11 protein-coding genes and 1 tRNA gene are annotated in these 13,357 nt (G+C 70.7%); 6 read left to right on the top strand and 6 right to left on the bottom strand.

Features of this window, described 5'->3' with window-relative positions:
- Positions 1-66: 66 nt before the first annotated feature.
- The gene (locus FBZ33_RS21680) at positions 67-1,044 is read left to right on the top strand and encodes a sulfite exporter TauE/SafE family protein (RefSeq protein ID WP_141910477.1); all 978 of its coding nucleotides are present in this window, start codon (positions 67-69) and stop codon (positions 1,042-1,044) included.
- 229 nt (positions 1,045-1,273) lie between these two features.
- Here the strand turns inward: FBZ33_RS21680 and FBZ33_RS21675 are convergent, their stop codons facing one another.
- The gene (locus FBZ33_RS21675) at positions 1,274-2,713 is read right to left on the bottom strand and encodes a pyridoxal-dependent decarboxylase (protein WP_255509003.1); all 1,440 of its coding nucleotides are present in this window, start codon (positions 2,711-2,713) and stop codon (positions 1,274-1,276) included.
- A 242-nt stretch (positions 2,714-2,955) separates the two neighbouring features.
- Here FBZ33_RS21675 and FBZ33_RS21670 point away from each other — a divergent pair, with 242 nt between their 5' ends.
- Positions 2,956-5,202: a cellulose binding domain-containing protein gene (locus tag FBZ33_RS21670; protein WP_141910476.1), complete on the top strand. Its 2,247-nt coding sequence runs from the start codon at positions 2,956-2,958 to the stop codon at positions 5,200-5,202.
- Between the two features lie 200 nt (positions 5,203-5,402).
- Here the strand turns inward: FBZ33_RS21670 and FBZ33_RS21665 are convergent, their stop codons facing one another.
- A complete protein-coding gene (locus tag FBZ33_RS21665) occupies positions 5,403-6,413 on the bottom strand; it encodes an LLM class flavin-dependent oxidoreductase (protein ID WP_185755375.1) in 1,011 nt (336 codons plus the stop codon).
- A gap of 72 nt (positions 6,414-6,485) precedes the next feature.
- The gene (locus FBZ33_RS21660) at positions 6,486-6,965 is read right to left on the bottom strand and encodes an Lrp/AsnC family transcriptional regulator (RefSeq protein ID WP_088949299.1); all 480 of its coding nucleotides are present in this window, start codon (positions 6,963-6,965) and stop codon (positions 6,486-6,488) included.
- A gap of 83 nt (positions 6,966-7,048) precedes the next feature.
- Here FBZ33_RS21660 and FBZ33_RS21655 point away from each other — a divergent pair, with 83 nt between their 5' ends.
- Positions 7,049-8,227: a PLP-dependent aspartate aminotransferase family protein gene (locus tag FBZ33_RS21655; RefSeq protein WP_141910474.1), complete on the top strand. Its 1,179-nt coding sequence runs from the start codon at positions 7,049-7,051 to the stop codon at positions 8,225-8,227.
- A 9-nt stretch (positions 8,228-8,236) separates the two neighbouring features.
- Here FBZ33_RS21655 and FBZ33_RS21650 read toward each other — a convergent pair whose 3' ends face one another.
- From FBZ33_RS21650 to FBZ33_RS21640, 3 genes are all read right to left on the bottom strand, one after another.
- Positions 8,237-8,887: an NAD-dependent epimerase/dehydratase family protein gene (locus FBZ33_RS21650; protein WP_141910473.1), complete on the bottom strand. Its 651-nt coding sequence runs from the start codon at positions 8,885-8,887 to the stop codon at positions 8,237-8,239.
- 80 nt (positions 8,888-8,967) lie between these two features.
- A complete protein-coding gene (locus FBZ33_RS33470; protein WP_255509002.1) occupies positions 8,968-9,450 on the bottom strand; it encodes a hypothetical protein in 483 nt (160 codons plus the stop codon).
- Positions 9,451-9,749: 299 nt separating this feature from the next.
- Positions 9,750-9,826: transfer RNA gene (locus FBZ33_RS21640), tRNA-Leu, on the bottom strand.
- Positions 9,827-9,931: 105 nt separating this feature from the next.
- Here FBZ33_RS21640 and FBZ33_RS21635 point away from each other — a divergent pair.
- The 3 genes from FBZ33_RS21635 to FBZ33_RS21625 all read left to right on the top strand — a co-directional run bounded on the left by FBZ33_RS21635 (position 9,932) and on the right by FBZ33_RS21625 (position 13,324).
- Positions 9,932-10,555, top strand: coding sequence for an ANTAR domain-containing response regulator (locus FBZ33_RS21635; RefSeq protein ID WP_088951901.1), 624 nt, complete (start codon positions 9,932-9,934; stop codon positions 10,553-10,555).
- Positions 10,556-10,620: 65 nt separating this feature from the next.
- Positions 10,621-11,808, top strand: a complete 1,188-nt coding sequence (locus tag FBZ33_RS21630; protein WP_141910471.1) for a hypothetical protein — start codon at positions 10,621-10,623, stop codon at positions 11,806-11,808.
- 364 nt (positions 11,809-12,172) lie between these two features.
- The gene (locus FBZ33_RS21625) at positions 12,173-13,324 is read left to right on the top strand and encodes a branched-chain amino acid ABC transporter substrate-binding protein (RefSeq protein ID WP_141910470.1); all 1,152 of its coding nucleotides are present in this window, start codon (positions 12,173-12,175) and stop codon (positions 13,322-13,324) included.
- The last annotated feature ends 33 nt before the right edge of the window (positions 13,325-13,357 follow it).

Below are 13,357 nucleotides of genomic sequence, written 5' to 3'. Positions count from 1 at the left end.
CCTGGCAGCGCCGTGCCGCATTGTCGACCAAGTCGATAGGAGATGCCGAAAAGTCAGGGGGCGCTCGTGCGCAAGCTGCTGGTCCTCGCTCTGGTCGGGCTCGTCGCGCAGTTGATCGACGGCTCGCTCGGCATGGCGTACGGGCTGACCTCGTCCACCCTGCTGCTGGTCGCCGGGGTAGCCCCGGCCGCCGCCTCGGCCTCGGTGCACCTGGCCGAGATCGGCACCACCCTCGCCGCAGGCGTCGCGCACTGGCGGTTCGGCAACGTCGACTGGCGGGTGGTGACCCGCATCGCCCTGCCCGGCGCGATCGGCGCGTTCGCCGGCGCCACAGTGCTCAGCTCGATCTCCACCGAGGCGGCAGCGCCGTGGATGGCTGCCATCCTCTTCACGCTCGGCGCGTACCTGCTGATCCGCTTCGCCCGACCGCTGCGCACCGACCGGGTCGGCGGGCGTCTGCGCGGTCGTTTCCTCGGCCCCCTCGGCCTGGTCGCCGGCTTCGTCGACGCGACCGGCGGCGGCGGTTGGGGCCCGGTGGCCACCCCGGCACTGCTGGTCTCCGGCCGCATGGAACCCCGCAAGGTGATCGGCTCGGTGGACACCTCCGAGTTCGTCGTGGCCGCCGCCGCCAGCGTCGGTTTCCTGATCGGGCTGGGCACCGAGGGGTTCCTGCTGCCCACCGTCGCGGCACTGCTGATCGGCGGGCTCATCGCCGCCCCGCTGGCCGCCTGGCTGGTGCGCATCGTCCCCGCCCAACTCCTCGGCGCGGCCGTCGGCGGCGTGATCGTGCTGACCAACGCCCGCACCCTGCTCCGCTCCGCCGAGCTGGACGGCCCGGTCCGCCCCATCACGTACGCCCTGCTGGCCGCCGGCTGGCTGGCCGCCCTGGTGCTGGCCGTGCGGGCCCTGCGCCGGACCCGACTGGCCCGCGCCGAAGCAGCGACCGCCGAGGCCACCCCCGACGCCCTTCCTGCTGCTCCCGCCAGTCCGGCCGCGGTGGTCGCGGGCGAGTTGGCCGCGACGGGTACGCCCAACCCGCGCTGAACGCCCGCCACACCCGCTCGACGATCAACGCCGCGCTTTCCGGGGTTGACCCGTCAAGATCGCGCGGAAGATCCGCACAACATCAGGGATGTTGCTGCCTCCGCGCGCCGGAGACAGCAACATCCGGGAAGTTGCGCGGATCTTGGTGCGGGGTGCGGGGTGCGGGGTGCGGGGTGCGGGGTGCGGGGTGCGGGGTGCGGGGTGCGGTGCGGCGGCGGGGGAGAGGGCGTCAGGGGCTGAGCAGGTCTTTGGCCGCGTGGGCGAGCAGCGTCCAGGCCTCGTCGACGTGCGCTTCGGTGGTCTGCGGGGAGCCGATGGCCATGCGCAGCGTGTAGCGGCCGGCGACCCGGGTGTGTGTCAGGTGCACCCGCCCGGTGTCGTTCACCCGGGCCAGCAGTGCGGCATTGACGTCGTCGTCGGCGCGCAGTCGGAAGCAGACCAGTGAGAACGGGTGTGCCGCCGCCAGCTCGAAGCGGTCGTCGGCGCGCACCCGATCGGCGAACTGGGCGGCGAGCGCCACCCCGGAGCGGATGTGGGCCCGTAGCCCTTCGGCGCCGTACCAGCGCAGCACGAACCACAGCTTCAGGGCCCGGAAGCGCCGGCCCAGCGGCACCTGCCAGTCCCGGTAGTCGATGACCGCGCCGGAGTCGGAGGCGGCGTTGCGCAGGAACTCCGGCAGCACCGTCAGTGCCTCGATCAGTTCGGCGCGGTCGGCCACCCAGAACGCGTCGCAGTCGAAGCCGGTGAGCAGCCACTTGTGCGGGTCGAAGCAGTACGAATGGGCGTGCTCCAGGCCGGCGTGCGACCACCGCAGCTCGGGGCAGACGGCGGCGGAGCCCGCGTACGCGGCGTCGACGTGCAGCCAGATCCCGTATTCGGCGCAGATCGTCCCGATCTCGGGCAGTGGGTCGATGGCGGTGGTCGAGGTGGTGCCGATGGTCGCCACCACGATGGCGGGAACGTCGCCGGCGGCCAGGTCGGCCTCGATCGCCGTACGCAGCGCGTCGGGCAGCAGCGCCTGGGTGTCCGGGTCCACAGCGATGGAACGGACGCCGTCGCTGCCCAGCCCGGCGATGCGTACGGCCTTCTCGATGGAGGAGTGGCCGTGGGTGGAGGTGTAGGCGCGGTAGCGCCGGTCGATGCCGGTGTCGCGCCAGCGCCCTCCGCTGGCCCGGTGCAGTGCGGCCAGGGTGGCCACCAGCGTCGCCGAGGAGGCGGAGTCCTGGATGACCCCGCCGCCGCTGCCGGTGGAGCGGAACCGCTGCGGCAGGTCCAGCAGGTGGGCCAGCCAGTCCATCATCACCGTCTCCAGCTCGGTGCAGGCCGGGCTGGAGGCCCAGAGCATGCCCTGCACACCGAGCCCGGAGCTGACCAGGTCACCGAGCACGCTCGGGCCGGAGGTGTTGGCCGGGAAGTAGCCGAAGAAGCCGGGGTGCTGCCAGTGGGTCAGCCCCGGTACGACGATGGAGTCCAGGTCGGCGAGGACCGCCTCGACCGGTTCGCCGCCGGTGGTCGGTGGCGTGGCGGGGAGGGCGGCGACGACGATGCCCGGCGGGTCGGACGGGGCGACCGGTCGCTGTTCGACAGTCGCCCAGTAGTCGGCGATCCAGTCGACGACGGCGTGGCCGGCTCGGCGGAACTCGTCGGGGCTCATGTGTGGGGCGCTCACACCCACGAGTTGATCAGGTGGCGCTTGTCGGGGCAAGACCCGGAAAGGAACGACGGTCGTCGATGTTGCGTACCGGAAAGCGCTTGCCTTACGATGCGCGGTGAGCCGGATCCGTGAGTTCCAGGGCGTTCAACCCCGATCAGATCGCCGTCCGCCGCAGTCGCGGCCGGGCCGGTCCACTGTGCTTCCCGGGCAGGGTCAGTGGGCCGCAGCGATCATCACCGGATCCCCGGAGGCAGTCCATGCACCCGTCCAGACATCGGCTGATCCTGCTCGCCGGTACGACGGCCGCCGCCGTCGTGGCCGGCACCCTCGGCACGGTCGCCGCTTCGGCCGCCGCCGTCGGCTGCCGGGTCGACTACCAGATCACCAACCAGTGGCAGGGCGGTTTCGGCGCCAACGTCACCGTCACCAACCTCGGCGACCCGGTCAACGGGTGGGCCCTCGCCTGGTCGTACGCCGCCGGGCAACAGGTCACCCAGGCGTGGAACGCCGCCGTCACCCAGTCCGGTGCCCAGGTCACCGCCCGCAACGTCGACCACAACGCCGCCATCGCGACCAACGGCACCGCCACGTTCGGCTTCAACGGTTCGTGGACCGGCAGCAACCCGGTGCCGGGCAGCTTCGCGCTCAACGGCACCACCTGCACCGGCGCCCCACCCACCGGCGAACCGACCACGCCGCCCCCGACCACCCCACCCCCGACCACGCCACCGCCGACCACTCCGCCGCCGTCGGCTGGCGTGTTGCAGATGGAGAACCTGGACCGCGGGTTGATCAGTGTCCGCTCCGGAAGCGGCAACCTGGTCTCCTGGCGGCTGCTCGGCACCGAGACCTCCGGGGTCGCGTTCAACCTCTACCGGGGGGCGACAAAGGTCAACGCCAGCCCGATCACCGGCGCCACCAACTACCTCGACAGCGGCGCGGCGGCCGGCTCGGCGTACACCGTGCGGGCCGTGGTGGGCGGCGCCGAGCAGGCGGCGTCGGCACCGGCGTTGCAGTTCGGCGCGGGCTACCTGGATGTGCCGTTGCAGGTCCCGGCCGGCGGCAGCACCCCCAGCGGTGAGAGTTACAGCTACAGCGCCAGCGACGCCTCGGTGGGTGACCTCAACGGCGATGGCAGCTACGAGATCGTGCTCAAGTGGGAGCCGTCCAACGCCAAGGACAATTCCCAGTCCGGCTACACCGGCAACGTCCTCGTCGACGCGTACACCCTCGGCGGCACCCGGTTGTGGCGCGTCGACCTGGGCCGCAACATCCGCGCCGGCGCCCACTACACCCAGTTCCAGGTGTACGACTACGACGGTGACGGCCGCGCCGAGGTGGCCATGAAGACCGCCGACGGCACCCGCTCCGGCACCGGCCAGGTCATCGGCTCGTCGTCGGCGGACCACCGCAACTCCAGCGGCTACGTGCTGTCCGGTCCGGAGTACCTGACCATGTTCAACGGGCAGACCGGCGCGGTGCTCTCCACCGTCAACTACGACCCGCCGCGCGGCACCGTCTCCTCCTGGGGCGACTCGTACGGCAACCGGGTGGACCGGTTCCTCGCCGGCACCGCCTACCTCGACGGGCAGCGCCCCTCCCTGATCATGGCCAGGGGTTACTACACCCGAGCGGTGATCGCCGCCTGGGACTTCCGCGACGGCACGCTGCGCAAGCGCTGGACGTTCGACTCGAACGCCTCCGGCAACGGTGCCGCCGCCGGGCAGGGCAACCACCAGCTCTCCGTCGCCGACGTCGACTCCGACGGCCGGCAGGAGATCGTCTACGGGGCCGCCACCATCGACGACAACGGCTGGCTGCTGCACTCCACCGGCAACGGGCACGGCGACGCCATGCACGTCGGGGACCTCGACCCGGGCCGTGCCGGCCTGGAGGTGTTCAAGGTCGACGAGGACGCCAGCAAGCCCAGCTCCTACTTCGCCGACGCCCGTACCGGTCAGGTCCTCTGGTCCACGCCGGCCTCCGGCGACAACGGCCGGGGAGTCTCCGCGGACATCTGGGCCGGCAGCCCCGGCGCCGAGTCCTGGTCGTCGGCGGCCACCGGGCTGGCCAACACCCGGGGGCAGAACGTCGGCCGCAAGCCGTCGTCGGCGAACTTCCTCGCCTGGTGGGACGGTGACCCGGTGCGGGAACTGGTCGACGCCACGAAGATCGACAAGTACGGCACCGGTGGCGACACCCGGCTGCTCACCGGCAGTGGGGTGGCGTCCAACAACGGCACCAAGTCCACCCCGGCGCTCTCCGGCGACATCCTGGGCGACTGGCGTGAGGAGGTGATCTGGCGAACCACCGACAGTCGGGCGTTGCGCATCTACAGCACGCCCACACCGACCAGCACCCGGATCCACACCCTGATGCACGACCCGCAGTATCGGGTGGCGATCGCGTGGCAGAACACCGCCTACAACCAACCGCCACACCCGGGGTTCTTCATCGGCAACGGGATGGCCGACCCACCCACCCCGAACATCTACCTACGCTGATCTGACCCCTGGTGGTCCCGAACGGGGCCGCCTAGGGTGGCAGGCACCGGGCCGCAGCCGCGGAATCCGCTCAGCTCCGGCCCGGTGCGCCACACCGCGGCATTCTCGACCCGTCCCGACCGAGAATCCCGTACCACCACCGGCACCAACATTAGGCACCGTCCGGGTCGGCCTGGTGACGCTGACGTGAAGATCGTGTTTCACGCCGCCCGGTGCAGACCGCCCGCCACCTGCTCGGCAATCAACTCGTACGACCGCACCCGGTCCTCGACGTCGTACACGAGCGTGGTCAGCATCAGCTCGTCCGCGCCGGTGCGCTCGATCAACTCGGTCAGCTGTCGGCGCACCGTCTCCGGCGAACCCATCGCCTGACCGTCGCGGCGTTGCAGGACGAACTCCCTCTCGAACTCCGAGTACGGGTACGCCGCCGCCTCCTCCGGCGTCGACAGCGGCTCCGGCCGGCCCGAGCGCAACTTCAGGAACGACAACGCGCTGGGCCCCGTCAGCCACTCGGCCCGCTCGTCGGTCTCCGCGCACACCGCGTTGACCGCCACCATCGCGTACGGCTTGTCCAACCACTGCGACGGCCGGAAGTTCTGCCGGTACAGGGCCAGCGCAGGCAGGGTGTTCGCCGAGCTGAAGTGGTGCGCGAACGAGAACGGCAGGCCGAGCAGACCGGCGAGTTGGGCGCTGAAACCGCTGGAACCCAGCAGCCACACGGCCGGCTGCTCACCGTGACCCGGCGTGGCGATGATCTGCCCCGGCTTCTCCCCGCTGAAGTAGTTCATCAGGTCCGCCAGCTCGCGGGGGAAGCCCTCCGCCGACAGGCCCTCCATGGTGCGCCGCAACGCCAGCGCGGTCACCTGGTCGGTGCCCGGCGCCCGGCCGATGCCGAGGTCGATGCGACCGGGGTGCAGCGCCTCCAGGGTGCCGAACTGCTCGGCCACCACCAGCGGCGCGTGGTTGGGCAGCATCACCCCACCCGACCCGAGGCGGATCGTCGAGGTGTTCGCGGCCAGGTGCGCCAGCAGCACCGCGGGCGCGGAGCTGGCGATCGCCGGCATGTTGTGGTGCTCGGCCACCCAGAACCGGTGGTAGCCCAGCTCCTCGGTGCGTCGGGCCAGCTCGGTGGTGGCCTGCAACGCCGCGCCAGCGGAGGTGCCCTTGGCGACCGGGGCAAGATCAAGAACAGACAACGGTACGGTGATCACAAGGTCAACCAACCCGTCAATGGGCGGCTTTGTTCCGCCACGCGGGTTTTCGTCGGCCAGCTCACCCGCTGCTCAGCCCATTCCGCGCGCCTGCTCGAAGATCAGACTGGTCTGGGTGTGCTGCACCACCGGGTCGACCGCCAGATGGTCCAGCACGAAGTCCCGCAACGCGTCACCGGACGCCGCCCGCACGTGCAGCACGTAATCCTCCGCGCCGGCCACATGGAACACCGACACCACCCCCGGCAGTCGCACCGACCGGGCCCGGAACGCGTCCACCGCCGCCCGCTCGTGCGCCGTCAGCCGCACCGACACCAACGCCTGCAACGGCAGGCCGAGCGCGGCCGGATCCACCTCGGCGTGGAAACCACGGATCGCGCCACGCTCGCGCAGCGCCCGCGTACGCGTCAGACACGTCGACGGCGCCACCCCCACCCGCTCGGCGAGGGCGTTGTTCGGCAGACGACCGTCAGCGGCCAGCTCGCTCAGGATCGCGCGGTCCACCTCGTCCAGGGCCGGATACGGCCGCACATCGTTCGGCTCAGGAGGCATACCGCCATCATCGCCCGAATCCGCCACCAAAACCAAGCCGATCGACAGAATGATCTGCCGAACCATTGCCCACCAGGCGGTAGATGTTCGACGCTACCGGCATGATGACGGTGGACACCCGGGCCGTACACGCCGGCCGCGACGACCTACGCGCCCTCGGCGTGCACGTGCCACCCATCGACCTGTCGACCACCAACCCACTGCCCTCGGTCGACGACGGCGGCGCCGCGTACGAGCAGCTCGCCACCGGCGGCACCCTCCCCGCCGAGGGCGGCGCCGTCTACCAACGGCTCTGGAACCCCACCGTCGCCCGCTTCGAAACCGCCCTCGCCGAACTGGAGGGCACCGCCCAGGCCGTCGCCTTCGCCAGCGGCATGGCCGCCCTCACCGCCACCCTGCTCGCCGCCGCCCGCGACGACCGCCGGCACGTCGTCGCCGTCCGGCCCCTCTACGGCGGAACCGACCACGTCCTCGCCACCGGCCTGCTCGGCACCACAGTCACCTGGGCACGCCCCGACGAGGTCGCCGCCGCCATCCGCCCCGACACCGCGCTGATCATCGTCGAGACACCCGCCAACCCCACCCTCGACCTGGTCGACATCGCCGCCCTCGCCGCCGCGGCCGGCGACGTCCCGCTGCTCGTCGACAACACCGTCGCCACCCCCGTACTGCAACAACCCGCCCGACACGGCGCCACCCTCGTCCTGCACAGCGCCACCAAGAGCATCGGCGGGCACGGCGACGTGCTCGCCGGCGTCGTCGCCTGCGACGCCGACTGGGCCGCGCGACTACGCCAGGTCCGCGCGGTCACCGGCGCGATCCTGCACCCACTCGGCGGCTACCTGCTGCACCGCGGCCTGCAGACCCTGCCGCTGCGGGTCCGCGCCCAACAGGCCAGCGCCGAGAAACTCGCCGGCTGGCTCGCCGACCACCCGGCCGTACACCGGGTGCACCACCCCTCGGTGTACGACCCGGCGGCGCTGGTCGGCCGGCAGATGGCCGGACCCGGCAGCCTGCTCGCCTTCGAGGTACGCGGCGGCGCACCCGCCGCCGCCGCCGTCACCAGCGCCTGCCGCCTCATCACCCACGCCGTCTCCCTCGGCGGCGTCGACACCCTCATCCAGCACCCCGCCTCGCTCACCCACCGACCCGTCGAGGGCGACGCGAAACCCGTCGCCGCCCTGCTGCGGCTCTCGGTCGGTCTCGAAGACCCCGAAGACCTGCGCGCCGACCTCGCCCAGGCCCTCGACACGATCGCCTGACGGGCCCGGTCAGCGCAGCTCGCGGTTGCCCAACACCCGACGCGACGAGCCCTGCCGAGCCACCCGCAGCATCGCCCGACCGATCCCGTCGGTGGTGGTGACCTGGTTCGGCAGCAACCGACGCAACACCGGAAAGAGCGGCCGCGCGACTGCGTACCCGAACCGGTACAACCGGGTCTTCGACACCGCCCCGTAGGTCGGCTGGATGAAACCGGGACGCGCCGCGTAGCCGTTGGGCAGCAACTCGATGATCGCGTTCTCGGCCCGACCCTTGACCCGCGCCCACATCACCCGACCCCGACCCGACGAATCGGTGCCCTGGCCCGACACGTAGACGAACGTGACCTCCGGGCTCACCTCCGCCAACAACCGTGCCGCCGCGAGCGGGTAGTCGTAGCTCACCCGCGTGTACGCCGCCTCGTCCAGACCCAGCGAGGACACGCCCAGGCAGTAGAAACACGCGTCCACACCGGTCAACTCGGCGCGCACCGCAGCCAACTCACCCACGTCCGCGACCGTGAGCTCCCGCAGCTTCGGGTCCTGCCGACCGGTCGACCGGCGACCGACAGTCAGCACCTCCCGCACGTCGTCGGCGAGCAGGCACTCCCGCAACACGCCCTGGCCGACCATGCCGGTCGCACCGAAGATGACCACGCGCATCAGTTCCCACCCCTGTCGTCGATCCCGCTGCCGCCTGGCGGCCAGGCTCCCACGGTCGGCGTGATCCGCGCGGGCTGCGGTCAGGACTTCGGGCCCACGTGCCGGTCCAACGCGGCGACCGCGCCCCGTCGCGCCACCGAGAGCGAGTTGCGCCGGTTCATCCGCCAGTCGATGGCCAGCAGGTCGAGGCCCCACTGGCACAGCCGCATGATGTCGGCCGACTCGTTGACGAACATGTACCGCGGGTAGACGTACGCCCTGCCGCGCACTGTGACCCGGTTGGCGACGCGGCAGCCGTCGGAGTGGAACAGGCCACGCAGGAAGTCGCCGGGGTGGTTTTCCAGAATCGGTCGCTGCCAGTCGGCCAGGACGATCGGGCGCTCGTGCTTCTTGCCGGGGCCGTGCTGCGGGAGCAGGCACGGCCAGTGCGCCCCACTGCTCTCGATCGAGATGCAGCCCTGCTTGGGGATCCTCTGCACACGCGCGGCGAGCACCGCGAGCATGGCGGCCTCGCACGCGTCGGTGAGATTCGGATAGATGGCCGTGCAAGCGATTCGGAGCACCGGGACCTTTGGTGACATGGCCAGATGACCGTCGCCCAGGTAGAGACCGAGCAGGTAGGCATAGGCGGCGGGCTCCGTCGGATTCTCGACATCCGGCCGGCATCGGAAGCACCGTAGCTCAGTGCCGCGCTTCACCGGTTCGGGTCGATCGACGCACCAGTGCCAGACCGTCGCGTATGGCAGGGAGAGCGTGCGAGCTACTGCGTGAATGTTGTGTCCGTGAGCGCGGAGGGCGCGGGCCTGTAGGCGCAGTTCAGGTGGGTGCACAACACGATTTTGGAACAGGCGTACGACACTTTTGGTGCCCCCGGTGGGATTCGAACCCACACTGTCGGAGGTTTGAGCTCCGCTTCTCTGCCGGTTGGAATACGGGGACGCTTGGCCGCATGCTCTGGTGGCCTCCCATAGGTTACCTACTACGCTGAGGGCGGTGACACCCGGCTGGGCGGGTGACGCGTTCGAACTGGTGGGGGTAGGGCTGGTGGCTGAGATGCCGACGGATACCGAGCGCAGGCGCGTACTGATCGCCGAGGACGAGGCGCTGATCCGGCTGGACCTCGCCGAGATGCTGGTCGAAGAGGGTTACGAGGTGGTGGGGGAGGCCGGCGACGGCGAGACCGCCGTTCGCCTCGCCGAGGAGTTGAAGCCCGACCTGGTCATCCTCGACATCAAGATGCCGATCATGGATGGGCTGGCCGCCGCCGAGCGCATCGCCGGTGCCCGGATCGCACCGGTGATCATCCTGACCGCGTTCAGCCAGCGTGATCTGGTGGAGCGGGCGCGGGCGGCGGGCGCGATGGCGTACCTCGTGAAGCCCTTCCAGAAGAGTGACCTGGTCCCGGCGGTGGAGATCGCGCTGTCGCGCTACTCCGAGGTCGCGGCCCTGGAGGCCGAGGTCGCGAGCCTGACCGACCGTCTGGAGATCCGCAAGGCGGTGGAGCGCGCCAAGGGCGCGCTGATGACCACGTACGGCATGACCGAGCCGCAGGCGTTCAAGTGGATCCAGCGCACGGCGATGGACCACCGGATGACCATGAAGGAGGTCGCCGAGCGGATCCTCGCGGAGACCGCTGGCGGCGAGGTGTCGCAGCAGCCGACCGTCTGAGCGCTTCGCGCGACAACGGGCCGTGTGGGCCGCCGTGAGCGGCCTCCGATGGTTAGCATCGGCGGATGTCCGTCCGACGGGTGATCGCGGTGTTCGGCCTCTTCACGCTGGTGCTTGCCGGGTGCGACGGGTCGACCGCGCCCGACGGCGCGGGGTCGGCGACGCCCGCCGCGCCGGCGTTGCGGCCGGCTTGGCAGCCGCTGACGCTGCCGGCGCCGCCGGGCGGTGCGGGGCGTCCACTGATACGTGACGCGGCGTCGTGCGCGGATCGGTGGTTCGTGGTCGGTGGCGTCGTCGACGCCGAGGGCGGCACGCGTCCGGCGGCCTGGACCAGTGTGGACGGTACGACCTGGACGCTGCTGCCGGTTCGCGCGGAGTCCTTCTACGGTCGGCAGAACGTGTTCCTGTCGGTGGCCTGCCGGGACGGGAAGGCGGCGCTGATCGGCGCGAAGGTCGGTGGCGCGCACGGCTACCCGCGGGTGAGCACCTGGCGGCAGGTGGCCGACGGTGCGCTGGTCGAGGTGCAGGCGTCGTTCGAGACGTACGGCGGGCCGACGGCGGTGAACGTTTCCCGCCTGACGGCGGGTGCGCAGGGCTGGTTGATCGTCGGTAACCGTTCGGCGGGCGCGGCCTCCTGGGTGTCGTCGCCGGACGCGGCGGAGTTCGCGCTGGTCGAGGGTGCGCCGGAGCTGGCGAGTGACGCGGTGGGGGTGACCTGGGCGTTCGACTCGGTGGCGACGTCGTCGGGCTGGTTGGCGGTGGGCGGCCTTCTGCCGGCCGGCCGGATCGACCGTGACCCGGCGGTCTGGTCGTCACCGGACGGGCGGTCGTGGCGGCGCACCGTGCTGCCGGGCGGTTCGGAGTACGAGGAGTTGCAGCGGGTGGTGCTGGTCGGCGGGGTGCCGGTGGCGGTCGGTCTGCGTGGGGCGGTGTTCGGCGCCTGGCGGCAGGAGGCGGAGAGTTGGGTGTCCGCCGGGACGTTCGGGCGGCGGGCCGGGGCCGGGGTGCAGAGTGTGACGTCGCTGGTGTCGTCCGGGGATCGGTTGTTCGCCGCGGTGACGGACGGGGCGCGGCACTCGGTGTGGGTGTCGTCGGACCGGGGTGGGTCGTGGCGGGAGGTCACGGCGCCGCTCGATGTGCCGGCCGGTGTTGATCGGGACGTGACGCTGGTGGCGGTGGGTGACCGGTGGTGGTTGGCGGCCGACGATGGGACGCGGGCCGGGCTGTGGTGGGCGGCCGGTGTGGGCGTCTGAACGCCGACGTTCACGTGGTGCACGGGTCCGGTTGCGGTCCGCTGAGACGTTTCCGCAGGTCAATCGGCTTTTTCGGCAGCAGTGCCCGGTCCGGGCGGGTCCGGGCGGACTGCGACCGGGCGTGGGTTTAAGGACCGTCCGGCGGATTCACCTGTTACGGACATCGACATGATTGCCCACGTCTTCGTAACGGTTTCGCAGACCCAGCGTTCAGGTCTTCCGGGACGGTATGCGGTGTCGGTACGCTCCGCCATCACGAGCCGTAACGCAGGGGCAGTCCCTGCGGGGTGGGTGGAATTGCGGTCTGCTGCTGTCGCCGTCGCAACGGGTCAGCCGCGTCCGCATCTGGAGGAGGTCTGAAGCCGTGAGGCGAAGCTATGTACGGGCGCTGGGCACCGTTGCGCTCGCCGCGACCCTGGTGGTCGCGGCTGGTTGCCAGGATTCGGGTGGCAGCGAGGGTGGAACCGCGTCCGGTGACTGCGGTGGCAAGATCGCGATCTTCGGCGCGTTCACGGGTGACAACGCGGGTCTGGTGATCCCGTCGCTGAACGGCGCGAAGCTCGCCGTGGAGCAGTTCAACGCGGCGAACGCGGACTGCAAGGTCACCATGCAGGAGTTCGACACCCAGGGTGACCCTGCGGTGGCGACCCCGTTCGCGAACCAGATCGCGGGGGACAACTCGTTCCTCGGTGTCATCGGTGGTCACTTCTCCGGTGAGTCGGACGCGACGATGCCGATCTACCAGGCCGCTAGCCTGGCGATGGTCAGCCCGTCGGCGACCCGGACCGACCTGACCCAGAAGGGCAACACGTCCTTCTACCGCGTGGTCGGCAACGACAGCACGCAGGCCGGTGCGGTGGCGAGCTACCTGAAGACCCAGAACGCGCAGAAGGTCTTCATGGTCGATGACGCCAGCGCCTACGGCGCCGGTATCACCGACGAGCTGGGCAAGCAGCTCGGCCCGCTGGTCGTGAACAAGGACAAGATCCAGGAGCGGCAGACGCAGTTCGACGCCACCGTCTCGAAGATCAAGTCTTCGCAGGCTGACTTCGTCTTCTACGGCGGCTACACCCGTGAGGCCGCCCCGCTGGTGAAGCAGATGCGTGCCGCTGGCGTCAACGCCAAGTTCGTCGGTCCGGACGGTCTCTACGACACGGCGTTCCCGAAGGGTGCCTCCGGCGGTGCCGAGGGCGCGATCATCACCTGCCCGTGCCTCCCGGCTGACAAGGCCGGCGGCACCTTCTCCGCCGACTACCAGAAGAAGTTCGGCATCCCGCCGGGCTCCTACGGTGCGGAAGGCTTCGACGGCGCCACCATCTACCTGGACGCCTTCAAGGCTGGCAAGAAGAGCCGTGAGGACATCCTGGCGTTCGTGAAGTCGTACGACAAGCAGGGTGTGTCGAAGTACATCAAGTTCGACTCCAAGGGTGACGTCGACCCGTCGAAGGTCGTCATCTGGGCCTACCAGATCAAGGGCGAGGCCATCGAAGCGCTGCAGGAGCTCAAGCTCAGCTGACGCCCCACGCAATGGAGTGCGGCCGGGGTGTTT

The sequence above is a fragment of the Micromonospora sp. A202 genome, from assembly GCF_006715105.1.
GTDB lineage: Bacteria > Actinomycetota > Actinomycetes > Mycobacteriales > Micromonosporaceae > Micromonospora > Micromonospora zamorensis.
This window is presented reverse-complemented; position numbering and strand designations above follow the sequence as displayed.

What these genes read in the sequence shown, in the direction of transcription:
- FBZ33_RS21650 (WP_141910473.1), bottom strand. Translation starts at nt 8,887, where the DNA reads ATGCGCGTGGTCATCTTCGGTGCGACCGGCATGGTCGGCCAGGGCGTG.
- FBZ33_RS21670 (WP_141910476.1), top strand. Translation starts at nt 2,956, where the DNA reads ATGCACCCGTCCAGACATCGGCTGATCCTGCTCGCCGGTACGACGGCC.
- FBZ33_RS21630 (WP_141910471.1), top strand. Translation starts at nt 10,621, where the DNA reads ATGTCCGTCCGACGGGTGATCGCGGTGTTCGGCCTCTTCACGCTGGTG.
- FBZ33_RS21660 (WP_088949299.1), bottom strand. Translation starts at nt 6,965, where the DNA reads ATGCCTCCTGAGCCGAACGATGTGCGGCCGTATCCGGCCCTGGACGAG.
- FBZ33_RS21655 (WP_141910474.1), top strand. Translation starts at nt 7,049, where the DNA reads ATGTTCGACGCTACCGGCATGATGACGGTGGACACCCGGGCCGTACAC.